The following is a 16,468-nucleotide window of genomic DNA, read 5'->3' as shown; positions in this document are numbered from 1 at the left end:
AACCAACCCATTTCAATGGGTTTTAGCTTTGAGCAGGAACTTTAGTTCACGGCAACTGCGTAAGTCCTGAAGCTTTCAGCTAATCAATAAATTATTGCCTCTTCCCAAAGTAAGATATGTTTTATGACTTATAAAATAAATGCCGCTCACTAAGGAGCGGCACAAATAGCCCGGATCAGGAATAATGAAAAATTATTATTAAAAATTGCTACTTTGCATCAGCATCAGAACGGTGACGCTAACGCTCATCATCACCAATAGGATAGCCAGAGAAACTGATTGACCCAAGTGGTTAGAAGATTGTGAAACTTTCATTTTTTCTCTTTTAAATTACGAATCTGTTTAATAAACATATCAGTAACCTTAAGGGATCAATGAGAAAAGCACAAGTTTCTTTAACTAACGCAAGGTTTCTTAATAAGAAGGATAGCGATCGCTCAGTTTTCCAGATGCCGAAATACTCGAAACTCCCGCACACCAACAAAGCCAGCCTGCGCGGGCTAATTCCTCGTTATCGGGGCAGAAGCCTGGATAACGAGGAAAGATAGAGTAATTACCTAGTTAAGCCGTGTTCCAGGGCATACCGCACCAACTCGGTACGGCTATTTGTTCCAGTTTTGCTGAACAAGCGGCTGACGTACTTCTCGACGTTGCGGACGCTGGTTTCCAAACGACGGGCAATTTCTTTATTCATCAATCCTTCCGCCACCAAGTCTAAAACACTCTGTTCTCTGGGAGTCAAGTCGATGCGGATAGGTGGGGGCGTTTGCACAATGCGATTGGTATCTTCTAACATTCCCCTGATGGCGGCAATCTGAAGCTTGATATCTTCAATATCGCTGCCACCGCCTGCTGAGTTTGCGCCTGTTGTGCGACGTTCCAGCAAATTTTTGACAATTGCCTCTAATTCTTCCGGGTCAAAAGGTTTGGGGAGATAGGCATCGCACCCAGCTTGATAACCTAGTATGCGATCGCTTGTCATGCCTCTGGCGGTTAAAAATACGACGGGAAGACTCTTAAACCGAGGATCTTCCCGCAACTGCTTGAGGAACTGATAACCATCCACCTTGGGCATCATCACGTCCGAAATCACTAAGTCCGGTACGTTCTTCTGCAACATCTGCCATGCGTCAGTAGCGTTACTGGCAACCTGAACCTTAAAACCACTATCTTGCAGATACTCTTTGACTGCTTCGCGCAATCCAGGTTCGTCGTCTACCAGTAATAATTGTGCTGACATTGTTGTTTCCTTGCCGCTACGTTTTCTTTACAGTTTTGCTGGCATTAGTGTTTTTTTGCCGCTATTTTTTCAATGTAGCGAACTTTTTTCACAGCTATTTGATCGGAATTCTAGACTATACAAATTACACTATTAATGCTAATACTTATTTTTATATTTATTTTATAAAAAATTCTCGTTCTCCAGGCATCACCCCAAAGAACGAGTTTTGTGATGTCTAGCCCCTAGTCCTTAGCCCTTAATGCAGCACCAGACCTAACAAAGCTAAGACACCGTTAATCAGGTAAAACACCCCTACAATCTGCGTTTCACTCCAGCCACTCAGTTCTAGATGGTTGTGGAACGGAGACATTTTAAACAAGCGCTTGCCGATGCCATCTGGGCCTTTGGTGGCTTTGTAGTAGCTAACTTGGGCGATGACCGAAATTGCTTCCACAAAGAAAATCCCACTGAGTATGAACAGCGCCCAGAGGTTGTTACTCAGAAGCCCGACTGCTGAGAGTGCGCCTCCGAGTGCCAGCGAACCTGTATCGCCCATAAAAACGCTGGCTTTGTTGCGGTTGTGAACCAAAAAGCCCAGACAACTGCCACTCATACAGGCGCAGAAAATCATTAGACTGGGCGAGTTTGGGGCAACTATAGCACCAAGTCCAACGAGAGCGATCGCGCAGGTTCCCGCCGCTAGTCCATCCAAACCATCCGTGAGGTTTGTAGCATTACTCTCCGCCACCACAACAAAAACCGCTAAAGGCCAGAACAACAGCCCCAGAGGTAAAGCTAAATTGAAAGGCAACGAGATAGTTGTAATCCCCGCAGGTTGACTTATAACCAGCCACGTACAAAAAAGCACGCCCACCCCAATCTGCAACCCCAGTTTCATTCGGGGCGAGATGCCTTTATTCGAGCGGAGTCTGATTACTTGCCAATCGTCAACCCAGCCAATCGCTCCATATGCTAAAGTTACAATTGATACTCCCATTACAGGCGCAAGCTCTTGCACCCCTACAGTTAAGCAAGACCAAATCAAAGCCACAAATACACCCACAGGCACAAAAAACAAGCCCCCCATCGTTGGGGTGCCTGCTTTTTTTAGATGAGTTTGGGGGCCATCCTCACGAATAAATTGACCAGTTTTCAATGCTTGCAGGAGGGGTACTGCCCAGTACCCTAATCCCGCCGTCACTACAGCACACAGGCACAGGGGCAAACTCATAGAAATGCCCAGCGCTGCAAGATAACCTGCTTGCCAATCGAAAATCAGTGTTCCCACACTCAACCCAACCGCAAGCAACGCTAGTAGGCTCGTTCCTGAGAACTTTAACGAACGATCGGAAAATAATTTAGCGTCCACAGATTTTTAGTTCACTTCTCACACCAAAATTCAGAAGCCTAAATTCAGAATCCAGAAGTTTCTCTTGCCTCCTGAAGCCTGAATTCTTATGTGCTGACTATTAATCCTCGACCTCAACGACATCATCATCGTCGTCTAGGTCATCGTAAGCACCATCATCGACCGTCATCAGATCGGCGATTTCTTCATCTTCATCCATAAATGTGTCTGCTACGACTTCACGCGCCAACAGCCGTCCTGTTGATTCCAGCCAGTCGAGAATTGAAGGTTCTTGTTGTAGCGGAATGATACCAGCGAGTTGATGACGCGGTTCTTCGCGCAGAGACGGATTGTAAAACTTAGGGTCGGACATAAGAGGATAAGAGCCAGGGTCGCTAACTAGACATATTGAGTTTACCATTCAGAGAATGGCGATCGCTCCTAGATTATCCCTTTTGTGTCAAGGTGAGCGTTACTAAACTTATCAAAAATGAAGATGAGGATGTCAGTTTGGTTGGAAAAACAAGGGCTAAGCTGATGGTAGTGTCACGCAACGCAAGTGTAAGGTCATAATGAGGAAAGCAGCACTGCTGGAAGCGATCGCTTTTCAAAATCGTGGACTGCTGGCGACAGAAACCGACAAAGCAGCCATTCTCGCCGCCGTTGCCCAATTGGAAGACATAAATCCCACACCCCGTCCGGTTGAGGCGGCTGACTTACTAGACGGCAATTGGCGGCTGCTTTATACCACCAGTCGCAGTTTATTAAACATTGACCAGGTTCCATTGCTTAAACTTGGTCAAATCTATCAATGTATTAGGGCAAAAGAAGCCAAAATTTACAACATTGCTGAAGTTTACGGCTTACCCTATCTCGAAGGCATAGTCAGCGTTACCGCCCGGTTTGAACCGCTTTCTGAACGCCGCGTATTAGTAAAATTTGAGCGTTCCATCTCCGGTTTACAGCGCTTAATCGGCTACAACTCACCCTCTGATTTTATCCAGCAAATTGAAAGCGGGAAAAATTTTCTCGCCTTAGACTTTGGTATCGAAAGCCGCGATCAAAAAGGTTGGCTGGATATCACTTATCTCGACAACGATTTGCGGATAGGTCGAGGCAATGAAGGTAGTGTTTTTGTACTAACAAAAGCCATTAAGTAGTACAGGTGTCTCGCCTGTGTTCTTAGTCAATCAGAGGCGAGACTACAAAATGACAAGGGACGACAAACAACAAATAAAAAATGCAATTAAATCAAGAAACCTTGTTAAGACTATCTCAAGGACAACTGAATTTATTAGAAACTTGTCCAAGAAGATTTCAACACATTTACTTAGACAAACTAAGTTCTCCCACCCATCCAGAACAACAAGAAAGATTGACTTGGGGTAGTCGGTTTCACTTGTTGATGCAGCAGCGAGAACTTGGATTGCCAGTAGAATCCCTGGTGCAGGAAGACGCGCAACTACAACGTTGGGTGAATGCGTTGTTGAATGCAGCACCAGAACTTTTGAAAACAAACTCGACATTTCGTCAAAGCGAACATTGTCGGACACTGAATTTTCAGGGATATTTGCTGACTGTTATCTATGATTTATTAGTTGAAGATGTAGAAAATGCTCAGATTTTTGATTGGAAAACTCATCTTCAACCGAAAAAGCGACAATGGTTAGAAGGAGATTGGCAAACACGTCTTTATCTCTATGTTTTGACAGAAACAAGCGATTATTTGGTTGAACAAGTTTCTATGACTTACTGGTTTGTTCAGTCTCAACCTGAGCCAAAAAGCATTAAGATACAATACAACGCCAGAAAGCACGAGCAAACGGAAAAAGATTTAAAACACCTGTTGACGCAGCTAACAGAATGGCTGCAAGGCTACCGGGATGGGGTTGACTTTCCGCAAGTTCCAGAATCTGCTAATCGTTGCGGTGACTGTAATTTTGCGGTGCGATGCGATCGGGACGCGATCGCATCGCACCTTCGCGCTGACGAAGAAAATCCCATTAATAGAGATTTGCTGCTAAATATCGCTAATATTCAGGAAGTTTCTCTGTAAAGGAAAAAAAATTTCAAAAGTTATGATGGACGAGAAAAATGATCAGGCATTTTCTAATCACTCTTCTGTATATGTCCGCAATTTAGAAATCGACGATCTGGCTCCCGTTTACCACTTGGGAGAATCTGTTTTTACTAGCGATTTGTACCCCTATTTATACAGAACTTGGGACGAATGGGAGGTAATTGGACTATACAACACCGATCCAGAATACTGTCTGGTTGCCGAAATTGATGAACAACTAGCAGGATTCATTTTGGGAACGGTTATTAGCAAAGCAACCTGGACTTATGGATATATTATTTGGCTAGGAGTTAGTCCGAATTTTCAGCGCCGGGGTGTAGGAGATAAGCTGGTTGATAAGCTGATAGAAAGGATGATTGAAGATGGAGTGCGGTTCATGCTGGTTGACACCGATCCTGCTAATACTCCAGCTGTAAAATTCTTTGGACGCAAAGGTTTTGGCAATACTCGACAGCACATTTTCTTGTCGATGAACTTGAGCAAGCACGAGTATTATGGGAGACTGATTTCCTACGAACGCGAAAAAGCTGAGAGGGCTGCATATAAGCGATCGCGTCGTCGTCCTTCGACGCAACCCCAAGGAATTACCAGCGAAGCTGCAACTAAGGTAATGGTGACAGAAACCCCGCCGCCGACTGGGGATGATCCCAGTAGATTATCAGGTGAATAGAAAGCCGGACGACTAAAGCCGCGGCTTTCGCGTACAAAGTCCGCCTTGGCAGGTTTTGTTTGTGTAGCGCCACCCTTCAAGGTGAACGTACTAGCTGCTGAGGCGACTAAAGAAAATCGCAGCTAAGATAATCAAACCCAACAGGGCTAAGGGAACCCAGAAATTAATAGGCTCTATCATCTCAGTTAATTTTATCCCAGCGATCGGGTATTTAAATTAATAATCTTTATAGAATACAGCTAGAATGTAAAGCGAAAATTATTTTAAAAGGCAACCATGACATCACAAGATACGGTGACATGGCTACAAGAACGCACCGCACTGGGCGTACTGTCCGCACCGATATTAAATGCGATCGCGCAAGTTTTAGAAGAGAAAATTGTACCAGCACAGACGAACCTGGTAGTAGAGGACACCCCCCCGGAAGGACTCTACATTTTAAGACAAGGGCAGCTAGAAGGCGATCGCAAAGAGCAAATCGGTTCAGCCTGGGGAATTAGTTTCCTCCCTGGAGCCGCCATACACCTACAGGAATTGCTATTAGACCAGCAGGCGCAGCGCACTGTCAAGACTTTGAGCGAATGCCAACTCTGGTTGCTTCCCGCCGCCCAATTTCGGGAATTAGTTGCCAAATATCCGGAAATTTCCCAGGCGTTCTCCCAACAAATGGCGCAAGAACTGGCGAAGCTATCTTCCCAGCTAAGCTACGAACAAGAACGTCAAATAGCCTTGCGTCCCTACCTAGTAGCTAGAGCCAAACGCGGTATTGTGGGGAAAAGTCGCTATGCTACCAGGCTCCGAGAACAAATTAAACAGGCAGATCGCGATCGCCGTCCAGTCCTAATTTTCGGAGAACCTGGGTTAGAAAAAGACAATACCGCCGCCCTCATTCACTTCAGTTGTCCAAACCGACGCGAACCTGTAATTAAAGTAGACTGTAGTACCCTACAAGCTAGCGGTGCAGAACTATTTGGGCGCGTCGGCGGTAAACCAGGGCTAATCGAATCACTAGGGACAGGCACCTTAATACTCAACAATATCCAAGAACTGCCCCCAGAACTCACGCCCAAACTAGCGCAACTTTTAGAAACCAACATCTACAACCCCGTTGAAAGTTCCCAGCAGCGTAGCGCAGACAAGATGCCTGCGGGACAGGAACACAAAAGTAGGAAAGAAAATTCCTCACTCAGCCCCAAAGCCGAAGCGCTCATTTGTCAAGCCCGCATCATTATGATTGCGGAAAAACACCTACCTACAATTGAACGTCAAGTTGGTCATTTAATAAAAGTACCGCCGCTACGAGTGCGAAAAGCTGACATCGAAGCTCAGGTAGAATACTACATTAGCCTCTTGTGTCGGGCAAAAGGTATTCCCAAACCCACAGTCACTCCAGAAGCTTTGCGCCGTTTACAAGCGTATGATTTCCCCGGCAACCTCAGAGAACTGCAAAGTCTCGTAGAACGAGCCATCGTCCAGTCTCCTGGCACTAAAGAGTTAACCGAAGAAGTTTTTTGGTCAGTTGAAAGTAAAAAAAAGCAATTTCGCGTCAATCTTTTAAATGCCTATCCCGCTTTGCGGCGGTTTCTCAGAAGTTCTTGGTGGCCGGATAGAATTAACTACAGCTTCACCTCCGGCTTTTTTGCCCTCGTCGTCGGACTATTATTTTTTGGCCCCCAGAGTCGTTCGGAAAATGTGACTCTAAACTTATTCTGGGCGTGGTGGTGGCCTTTGATACTAATCGGTTTTCCCTTTGTCGGAAGGCTTTGGTGTGCTTTTTGTCCTTTTATGATTTATGGGGAAATCACCCAGAAGCTTTCCCTGTGGATATTTCCGCGTCAGTTGAAACGTTGGCCCCGACAGTCAGCGGAAAAGTGGGGCGGATGGTTTCTGTTTGGGCTATTTGTCCTAATTTATCTCTGGGAAGAACTTTGGAATTTAGAAGATACTGCTTATTTATCCGCTTGTTTGCTGTTATTAATTACCGCCGGAGCGATGATTTTCTCAGCAATTTTTGAACGGCGGTTTTGGTGTCGGTATCTGTGTCCGATTGGCGGAATGAACGGGCTATTTGCTAAGCTTTCAATGATAGAATTAAGGGCGCAGCAAGGCACTTGTTCAGCAGAATGTACTACCTATCAATGTTACAAGGGCGGCCCGCAAAAAGGGGAAGGTTTGGAAACTGGCGGCTGTCCGGTTTACTCTCACCCTGCCCAATTGGAAGATAACAAAGACTGTGTATTGTGTATGACGTGTCTTAAAGCTTGTCCGCACCGTTCAGTTGAACTAAATTTGCGTCCGCCGGGAATTGAGTTATGGACAAGTCATACACCCCACGCTTATGAAGTGGCGTTGTTACTGTTGCTATTGGGAGGAGTTTATTTGCATCGATTGCCAGAGTTGCAATCAATTTTAGGGTTGAATTTAGATTTAACGCAATTTTGGCAACATTTCGGATTATCGATTTTCGCTTTAATTATTCCTGCTACTGTGCCTTTTTTAGCTTATGGTGGAATCTTGCTTTTTAAGGGTTCTCTAAAACCTCGCTCGTTTGTAGAGTTAGCTTATGGGTATTTGCCGTTAGTTTTGGGGGCAAATTTATCTCACTATTTGCAGCTAGGTTTGGGTGAAGCTGGACGCATTTTACCGCTAACTATGGCGACTTTTGGGTTAAGTGGTGAAGGGTTGCCCGTGTTGGTGGCTCATCCCGCTGTGATAGAGTTTTTGCAGGGAACGACGCTGATTTTCTCGCTGCTGTTGACGATGCTATTAACTCAGAAAATTGCCAGACAGCAGATGCGATCGCTTTTACCCCAACATTTGAGCGCGATCGCGCTTTTCGTCTCCCTCTGGATGATTATCCTCCGTTAGTTGTCTTTCATCCCCAACTGCTGCTCATTAGTTGGTAGTTGGGGTGCTTGAATGGAGATGTGATCGCCCAAATACCCGACAACTTGACCACCTATTATCAAATTCTATCAACTAGAAGTCTTTGATTTGTGCTAACTGTATCCCAGGGATAAGGCTAAGGCTACAATATTAGCGTCAGACTTTCGCACTTAACCAGCTGTAGTAGTTGTAGCGGTTGTGTCTAATCTGCGAACCACTTTACTGAAAAAATGTATAAAGATAATAGAGAGGTAAAATCATGGACTTGAGTGAGGAGCAAAGTCTGGGAGTAACCCAAATTTTTATAGAACTTCAAGAGAAACTAAAGCAAAACCTAAAAGTTTCTCTTTTAGAAAATATAGAAAAACTCTCTCAAGTAGAAATAAAAGCGCGTGCTTTTGCTATCCTCGGTCAAGTCATACGCGAAAAAACATATTTATCTCAATCTCAGAAAGAAATTACCACAATATTTGATGAGGTGTTTGCAGATGTCGTAACTTCAGTGTATCTAGCTGGATGCTCTCTGGATAAACCTGCTCAAACTCTTCTTCGTAGAGTATTAGAGCTAGGTGTTGCTATTATATACTTATGGGATATGCCTCATCAGTTTTGGGCATGGAAGTGCCACGATAAGGATCTTAACTTTAATGAAATGATTGATTACCTCAATAGTGCAAGTTATACATCATTTATTTTAGGTGAAAATTATAAAAAATATACTGGCTTTTCACTTGAGGTAGACGAATGTAAAAAAATATATAGAACTCTTAGTAATACTATACATGGCAAAATTTCAACTTTTGAGTCTGTTCTACCAGATCGTTTTAATCATAACTCTGCGGATTGGCAAAAGCATCTCGATCTGGTAACAAAAGTTCAAAACATACTGTTACACCTGTGGGAAAATCGATTTAGTGACAGTTTTTTTGAATTAGAAAAAAGATTACCATCACTTTCACGATTGCAATAAATTATAAGAATGTCTGAAAATTCACAAGTTTTAGAGTTACTACAGGCTGCTAGATGTGAGGATCTAGTCTATGCCCAAATTCCGCAGTTAACAGTTTTAGGTGACTTTGAACGCAAAGTTGTAGACATTTTAAAAGGTGGTGGTGCTCATCTTTTGGAAGGTTCTCGTGGCGTTGGAAAGTCTATGCTACTTAGGCAAGCAGAATTTGAGATGGACAGCGACTTTACGATACATCGAAAGTTAGCTGTATATGTTACGTTTCAAACCAGTACCTTGCTAGAGGGAATTAAAGTAGGTGAACGGGATGCCTTTCAATCTTGGGTAGGTGCAAAAATCCTCGAAAATTTACATGAGAAACTTCTTTCTCTCGATTTGATTAGTCATGAGAGTGTTATCGACCCATACCAGGCGATGTTTGGTATAAAGTCTCCTAAAGAGACAAAAATATATTTGCAAGAAAAAGCCCATCAGTTGCAAAACCTAGCGATGGCAGTAAATAAAGAAGAAATAATAGCTAAAATCGGAAATGATTTTTTTGATAAAGTTAACGATTTAGGCTATGTAATGGAAACTCTTAAGGAAATCATTGCAAAATTTGAGCTACAAAAAATAGTCTTTTTATTTGATGAGGCCGCTCACACTTTTATTCCTAGACAACAAGAAATTTTTTTTGAAATATTTAAACGTATTCATGGCGGTTCAATAGCCGTTAAAGCAGCTGTTTATCCAAGCATAACTTCTTATGGAAAAAACTTTGAACCTGAGCAAGATGCGATAGCTATACCAATGGATAGATTTGACCATACTATTGAAGGACGTCAGGCAATCAGAGAAAATTTTAGGGATATGTTGAAAAAGCGAATAGATTCTGATAATTCTTTATGTAAAAAGATTTTTAGTAAAGGTCAAATATTAGATATTTGTATTTATCTTTCTACAGGAAATCCTCGTGCATTTTTACATATTTTGAATCGCACTCTTGAAAAAGCTCAACAATTAAAAGAAGGATTTTCTGAGAGGGCAGTTAGGTTAGCAGTACAGGATTTTATTGATAAAGAACTTATTCCTTATCATCAAAACTTATCTAAAAGAATCCCTAAGTTTTCTCACCATGTCAGGGTTGGGATGGATTTATTAAGGAGTTATATTATTCCAGAACTTAGAAGTAAAAACCATCGTCAAAAGCAAAATAACTACCAGTCAGCTTTTTTCACAGTTCGACGTGATATGTCGCCTAATCTTAAACTAGCATTAAACATTTTATGCTACTCAGGCGTACTAACAAACAAGGGAACAATCGCTGTTTCTGATAAAAAAACTGGTTTTCGATATATGGTGCATCTTGCATTTCTTGTTACAGAAAAAGCATTTTTAATGCCTGATTTGGCAGAGGCAATCAATGTTTTAAGTATTAGATATTCTAAAGAGTTTGCGGGTGATGATCCGCAGTTTGAAACTTATTTAAGGGCTTTAAAAGAAGCATCAGACCAATGCGCTAATTGTTCGGCAGACTTACCACCAAATGCAAAGTTTTGCCCTGAGTGTGGACAAAAAGTTCAAGCAACATCTATTATAAGTGGCTTACTAGACGAATCGATTGAGGCTTTATCTATTAGTGGAAAGCTTAAAGATAGAATTAGGCAACAATTCCCTAAAATTGGTGATATTGTTCAGGCGAAACGTACACAATTAATGGGTATAAGATTTATAGGGGAAGTTCGTTCGAGAATAATCAAAAATGCAGCCAATGAATTCATCTCTGGGTAACTATTGCTTCGGTATTACTAGACTAATTTGACAATGGCTCGGAAGTATTAGCTATCTCTAAATTAAACAAAATCCTGGCAATAGCTCAAAAATTTTTCCTCTCATTAGTTGGGTCGTCGCATAATCGCAAGTAATCCTCTCAATTAGCGGTTTTCCACTGAGGCAAAGTTGTTGTGAGGTTTGTTGGGCTATCTGTGAAAATTGAGGCAGTCATGGCACTAAAATTAATTAGGGTTGTAAAATAACTCTATTCAATTTAGCCATTTATCTCAGTAACAACTGATAGTTAAAGTCGCTAAAATGTAAAATTGGTAATGGTCGATTAGGGTATTTTAGGAAAAATGTCACAGCAGCAACTCGAATGGCAGGTACAGCCAAATATTCAACCACCAGCGGCCTTTATTGAAGAAGTTAAACGTTACGCATCTGGATTACCAGGACATTATGCTGCTCAATTGTTATGGCAACGGGGAATTAGAGATACAACCCAGTTAGCAGGTTATTTGAACCCAAATCTGTATCAACCTGCAAGTCCGTTTGAATTTGGACAGGAAATGCGGTGGGCGACAGAAAGATTACTGGAAGCCCGAAACTCTGGTGAAAAAGTTGCTATTTGGGGAGATTTTGATGCTGATGGCATTACATCTACTTCTATTTTATGGGATGGATTAGGACAGTTCTTCGCTCAGTATCTACAACTAAGCTATTATATTCCTAATCGTTTAACCGAGTCTCATGGACTTAATAATAATGGAATTAAAGCACTTGCCGAAAGTGGAACAAAGCTGATTGTTACTTGCGACACAGGTAGCACTAATATCAGTGAAATTGAGTATGCCCAAAAATTGGGTATTGATATTATTGTCACCGATCATCACACGCTACCTACAGAACGTCCCGATGTAAAAGCAATTATCAATCCTCGCTATTTGCCACCAGAACATCCGATGTTTCATCTTTCTGGTGTTGCAGTTGCTTACAAGTTAGTGGAAGCACTTTATGAAACTTTGCCAGATGTTCCTCAACAACCTTTAGAGGATTTGTTGGATTTAGTTGCAATTGGTTTAATTGCCGATTTAGTACAACTTAGCGGTGATTGTCGCTACCTAGCACAGCGAGGAATTGAACGCCTGCAACAGCAACTCAAAAAACGCAATCGTCCTGGTGTAGCGCGTCTGTTAGAATTATGTCAAAAAAGTGGCGATCGCCCAACTGACATTTCTTTCGGTCTTGGCCCTAGAATTAACGCTGTGAGTCGCATTCAAGGCGATGCTTCTTTCTGTGTAGAGTTGCTGACAAGCCGTGATGAAAAACGCACTCAGCAGTTAGCAACAGAGACAGAATTAGCTAATTGTCGCCGCAAAGCTTTGCAAAAAGATGTCGCTTTTGATGTTAACAAAAAGTTAGCCCAACTCGATTTATCAACAACTAGCGTAATTGTTCTTTGCGACCCTCAGTGGGCTGTAGGCGTTTTGGGTTTGGTGGCGGGACAAGTAGCGCAAGAAACTGGTCGTCCGACTGTTTTGTTGAGTACAGAAGGCGATTTGAGCGAAAATGCGATCGCACGCGGTTCTGCGCGTTCTGTTAATCAGGTTGATCTCTATCAGTTAGTAAACGCACAAGCACACTTATTACATCGATTTGGCGGTCATCCCTTCGCTGCTGGATTGAGTCTCCCAGTCCAGAAAATTCCTCTATTTACAGAAGCAATTAATCAGCAGTTACGTGCCACTGTTGGCACCCCAGACGGCACTCCTTTACCGCCAATTGTACAAGCAGATTTAGTTTGTACGGTGCGCGAATTAGGAAAAGATTTGTTTCGCGAATTAAAATTGCTGGAACCCTGCGGTATGGGCAACCCAGTCCCAAAATTGCTGATTCAAAATTGCTGGTTTGAAAGTATGTGGAATAGCAATACTCAGGACTTCAAAGGTAGAAAAGTTCAATACATTAAAACTAACTTTAAAATTTGCGATGATTCCTGCGAAACTGGCTTTGAAGGTATTTGGTGGGGACACTATAAAGAAGATTTACCTAAAGGTAGATGCGATGCAATTGTTGAACTCGATTTCAATAGTTATGAAAATCCCAGTAAAGGAATAAAACCTCATTATGAAGTGCGGATGATTGCGGTGCGTACTGTTGCCCAAACACACTCGCTAGGCACTACTAGCCAACTAGACTGGATTTTAGACTGTCGTGAGGAATCCTTAGTTTGTAGCACAGATGTCTCGCCTGTGAGTTTGCACTCGTCAGTCCTACCAGTTAGAGAGTGTCCTAGCAGTTGGGATGAGTTGCAAATGTGGTTCAGACGCGCCCAACAGACAAATCGGAAACTAGCGATCGCATATCACCCCCCTGAACCAATTCCACCCGACCACATTTGGCTACAACTTGTAGGAATCGCCAAATACCTCAGCCGTACAGGAGAAACGGCAAGTGATGACCAAATATCTCAGAAGCTAGGAATAAGCGATCGCACTCTCCAACTGGGACTTGATGCTTTATCTCATCTTGGTTTTTTTGTCAAACAACTAGACTGGAATTTTCAGATTAGTTTCCATCCAGAAGAATCTTCTCCCAGTCTTGCCAAGAATGCCATCGAGCAATTTATCGCAGCTGTCCAAGAAGAACAATTTCGCCAAAAATACTTTTATCAAGTTCCCTTGTCCGCCATTCGAGCGATGGCTACTCAAAATACAATCAGTTAAAAATAGTGGATTATTAGTTAGTAGAACAGCCCAGACCCCTGTCCGTGAATCCTCAATTGTTCATTACTACTAATCAATAATCACCAAACATAAACCATCAACAGATTCAATTGATGCAAAATTCTCTCCAAACGCCCCACAGTGGATATCATTGGAACGGCAGCAGCCAGCGATTTTTTGAAGGTTGGTATTATCGCGTTACTTTACCAGATTGCGGTCATACCTTCGCTTTCATGTATTCAATTGACGATCCCATTGGCGGCAAACCGCAAAGTGGCGGTGCAGCACAAATTCTTGGCCCAGAGGATAGCTATCTTTGCCGCACCTTCCCAGATGTCAACAAGTTCTGGGCATCACGGGACGTTTTAGCCTTCGGACACTGGGGAAAAACCGATTTGTCCACCAAACCCGCCTACCTCCCCTCCGATCAATTTCAGCTTAACGTTCAAGAAGGTTATCAAGCTACAGCAACCTTAAATCAGGGCTTTTTACAAGATCCCGGTACGGGTGCATCCGCACGGTGGGAATATCAGATTCAGCCAGTGTACGGTTGGGGAAATCAACATCAACCACAGCAATCAACAGCCGGATGGTTGTCTTCTTTCCCGATTTTTGAACCGGGATGGCAGATATTGATGGCTCACGGTTTAGCAACAGGCTGGATTGAGTGGAATGGCGATCGCTACGATTTTACCAACGCCCCAGCTTACGGGGAAAAAAACTGGGGACGCGCTTTTCCGCAAAAATGGTTTTGGGTGAATTGTAATAGCTTTGACAATGAACCCATCGCTTTAACTGCTGGTGGCGGTAGACGCGGGGTGTTGTGGTGGATGGAATCTGTAGCGATGATAGGTTTGCATTATCGCGGCAAATTTTACGAGTTTGTACCCTGGAACTCAAAGGTAAGCTGGAATATCGAGCCTTGGGGGAATTGGCAGATGCAAGCCAGAAATGAGCATTTTGAAATTGAACTCACAGGAACTAGCGATCGCCCCGGAACTCCCCTACGTGCGCCCACAGAAAACGGTTTAGTTTTCTGTTGTCGCGATACCATGAACGGTCAGCTTAGCCTGGAACTGCGAGAACTGTCCGCCAGCAAACCGAAAACCATCCTGAAAGCACACAGTTCTCTATGTGGATTAGAAACAGGAGGTACTTCTTGGGAAGAAACCTGGCGGTCTGCTTAAAGATAGGTGAGTGATGGTTCGCTCAACTGCTATGATCTGCTTAGAGTTGGGGCTGTAGCTCAGATGGATAGAGCGAGCGCCTCCTAAGCGCTAGGTCGCCGGTTCGAGTCTGGCCAGTCCCGTTGTCTGCTAATCTCTAATAGTATTTCTCGCTCAGCAAAGTGCATCTACCGTTGACGCACTTGTTGAGATAGGGAAATTTCATATTGGGCGCACTTGCCCAAACTTTAAACTCGGCTTCTTCGATTGATGATTCTGAAAATTTCTCCCAGCGGACAACAAAAATTATTTTCCAAGACTTCTCAGTCTAAAGGTAAATCTTATCGGTTGCTGTTGCTAGTCCTACCTATAGTGCTTTGGTTTGGGTACAAGCAGGTTGAAAAAAGTTTTATTAAACCCCAAGCATTATTAGTTTTGGGTGGTTCCACTAAAGATTTGGAGCGTGAGAAGTTTGCAGCTAAATTGGCGCGTGAAAACCCAGATTTACCAATCTGGGTTTCTTCAGGTAGCACCAACAAAACCTACGTCAAACGAGTTTTTGCCAAAGCTGGAGTTGATCCTAGTCGCCTGCGCTTGGACTATAAGGCGTTGGATACGGTCACGAACTTTACCACCCTGGTTGACGAAATGGAAGCTAAAGGAATCTCTAGCATCTATTTAATTACCTCTGACTACCATATGCGCCGCGCCAGGGTAATTGGAGAGATTGTTTTGGGCAGTCGGGGAATTGCGATTAAGCCTGTAGTAGTGGAAACGGGGAACCCATCTGAGCCGATTGAAAAATCAATCCGCGATGGAGCCAGAGCTATTCTCTGGGTGACTACCGGATATACAGGGGCTACCCTAAGTAAGTCGTATAGAACCCCTCCCTAATCCCCAGGGACTATTCATTCTAAAAGGGAAAATATCCCTTTGAGATCGTGCCCTAACATTCGTTGTGCCGTCGTCAAAGACTCATAACCATTCCGGCGGGCGACATCCTTAACCCAATGCAGCCGATTTTCAATCTGCCAATGTCCTCTAATCAGTTAGGCTAATCGTTGTCCTGTGGCGCTCAGGCTAGTGATATAGTAATGGGTCTCCTGATAAGAAACGTTTTGTCGCCAACCGCGACGCTCGACTTTGACAAAACAACTTATTCCTTGCCAAGCCGGATTAATCCCAGTCAAATTTGTAAAGACGCTGAGCAAGACGTTGGGTAATTCGGTTTCTGGTTTTTTCTGTTTGAGTATAAATATCTATGGGTCTACTCTCGTCGGCATTCTGCTGTAACTGCCGATGCAATTTCGGTTGATTCTGCTTGACAGCTAAAAGATAGTCGTTGCCCGACTCAATGATGGCACTCACAGTTTTTTTTGGCAGTGTAAAGAATCTATTGTGATCACCATATCCTCTAAATGCAAGGCTTCAAGCAAACTTCTGACCACTTCAATTTCGCTACTCTCTTTATTGAGGAAGGCTTGTTGGGCGAAGACACAGCCTTGTTCTTGGGAATAAATTGAGACAATATTCACCCCACATTCCGCCCTTTCAACTGTCACAGTCGATAATTTTGAACAGGTAGAAGTAAGTGATGGCAAAGTTTCGGGTGCATCATGGTTTCTGGAGAAATTCGGGTTCAAACTCT

The 16,468-nt window shown here is 43.3% G+C and carries 14 protein-coding genes, 1 tRNA gene and 1 pseudogene; 11 read left to right on the top strand and 5 right to left on the bottom strand.

Annotated features, from left to right (window positions below; genetic code table 11):
- Nucleotides 1-374: 374 nt before the first annotated feature.
- A complete protein-coding gene (locus tag H6F74_RS15095) occupies nt 375-548 on the top strand; it encodes a hypothetical protein (protein ID WP_190442503.1) in 174 nt (57 codons plus the stop codon).
- A gap of 5 nt (nt 549-553) precedes the next feature.
- Here H6F74_RS15095 and H6F74_RS15090 read toward each other — a convergent pair whose 3' ends face one another.
- The 3 genes from H6F74_RS15090 to H6F74_RS15080 all read right to left on the bottom strand — a co-directional run bounded on the left by H6F74_RS15090 (nt 554) and on the right by H6F74_RS15080 (nt 2,943).
- Nucleotides 554-1,240, bottom strand: coding sequence for a response regulator transcription factor (locus H6F74_RS15090; protein WP_190442502.1), 687 nt, complete (start codon nt 1,238-1,240; stop codon nt 554-556).
- Nucleotides 1,241-1,478: 238 nt separating this feature from the next.
- Complete coding sequence (gene mraY / locus H6F74_RS15085) at nt 1,479-2,591, bottom strand: phospho-N-acetylmuramoyl-pentapeptide-transferase (RefSeq protein WP_190442499.1); 1,113 nt, start codon at nt 2,589-2,591, stop codon at nt 1,479-1,481.
- A gap of 100 nt (nt 2,592-2,691) precedes the next feature.
- On the bottom strand, nt 2,692-2,943 hold the full coding sequence (locus tag H6F74_RS15080; protein ID WP_190442496.1) for a DUF3134 domain-containing protein: 252 nt from the start codon (nt 2,941-2,943) through the stop codon (nt 2,692-2,694).
- A gap of 196 nt (nt 2,944-3,139) precedes the next feature.
- On the opposite strand from H6F74_RS15080, the gene H6F74_RS15075 reads away from it, so the two are divergent.
- The 10 genes from H6F74_RS15075 (at nt 3,140) to H6F74_RS15030 (ending at nt 15,714) form a co-directional block, all read left to right on the top strand.
- Nucleotides 3,140-3,730, top strand: a complete 591-nt coding sequence (locus H6F74_RS15075; RefSeq protein ID WP_190442629.1) for a PAP/fibrillin family protein — start codon at nt 3,140-3,142, stop codon at nt 3,728-3,730.
- Between the two features lie 80 nt (nt 3,731-3,810).
- Entirely contained in the window at nt 3,811-4,626 is an 816-nt protein-coding gene (locus tag H6F74_RS15070) for a PD-(D/E)XK nuclease family protein (protein ID WP_190442493.1), read from the top strand.
- A 22-nt stretch (nt 4,627-4,648) separates the two neighbouring features.
- Nucleotides 4,649-5,320: a GNAT family N-acetyltransferase gene (locus H6F74_RS15065; protein WP_199301257.1), complete on the top strand. Its 672-nt coding sequence runs from the start codon at nt 4,649-4,651 to the stop codon at nt 5,318-5,320.
- Between the two features lie 276 nt (nt 5,321-5,596).
- Nucleotides 5,597-8,188: a sigma 54-interacting transcriptional regulator gene (locus H6F74_RS15060; protein ID WP_190442491.1), complete on the top strand. Its 2,592-nt coding sequence runs from the start codon at nt 5,597-5,599 to the stop codon at nt 8,186-8,188.
- A gap of 277 nt (nt 8,189-8,465) precedes the next feature.
- Entirely contained in the window at nt 8,466-9,176 is a 711-nt protein-coding gene (locus tag H6F74_RS15055) for a hypothetical protein (protein ID WP_190442489.1), read from the top strand.
- Between the two features lie 9 nt (nt 9,177-9,185).
- Nucleotides 9,186-10,943, top strand: coding sequence for a zinc ribbon domain-containing protein (locus tag H6F74_RS15050; protein WP_190442487.1), 1,758 nt, complete (start codon nt 9,186-9,188; stop codon nt 10,941-10,943).
- A 341-nt stretch (nt 10,944-11,284) separates the two neighbouring features.
- The gene (gene recJ / locus H6F74_RS15045; protein ID WP_190442485.1) at nt 11,285-13,654 is read left to right on the top strand and encodes a single-stranded-DNA-specific exonuclease RecJ; all 2,370 of its coding nucleotides are present in this window, start codon (nt 11,285-11,287) and stop codon (nt 13,652-13,654) included.
- Nucleotides 13,655-13,767: 113 nt separating this feature from the next.
- The gene (locus tag H6F74_RS15040) at nt 13,768-14,841 is read left to right on the top strand and encodes a tocopherol cyclase family protein (RefSeq protein ID WP_190442483.1); all 1,074 of its coding nucleotides are present in this window, start codon (nt 13,768-13,770) and stop codon (nt 14,839-14,841) included.
- Nucleotides 14,842-14,889: 48 nt separating this feature from the next.
- Nucleotides 14,890-14,963 (top strand) — tRNA-Arg (locus H6F74_RS15035).
- Between the two features lie 127 nt (nt 14,964-15,090).
- Nucleotides 15,091-15,714, top strand: a complete 624-nt coding sequence (locus tag H6F74_RS15030; RefSeq protein WP_190442481.1) for a YdcF family protein — start codon at nt 15,091-15,093, stop codon at nt 15,712-15,714.
- Nucleotides 15,715-15,996: 282 nt separating this feature from the next.
- Here the strand turns inward: H6F74_RS15030 and H6F74_RS15025 are convergent, their stop codons facing one another.
- On the bottom strand, nt 15,997-16,188 hold the full coding sequence (locus tag H6F74_RS15025; protein WP_190442479.1) for a hypothetical protein: 192 nt from the start codon (nt 16,186-16,188) through the stop codon (nt 15,997-15,999).
- Nucleotides 16,185-16,468 (bottom strand): annotated as a pseudogene (locus tag H6F74_RS15020) (hypothetical protein); the annotation flags it as partial. The pseudogene H6F74_RS15020 and the gene H6F74_RS15025, both read right to left, overlap by 4 nt.

The organism is Trichocoleus sp. FACHB-90, assembly GCF_014695505.1.
GTDB lineage: Bacteria > Cyanobacteriota > Cyanobacteriia > Cyanobacteriales > FACHB-T130 > Funiculus > Funiculus sociatus.
This window is presented reverse-complemented; position numbering and strand designations above follow the sequence as displayed.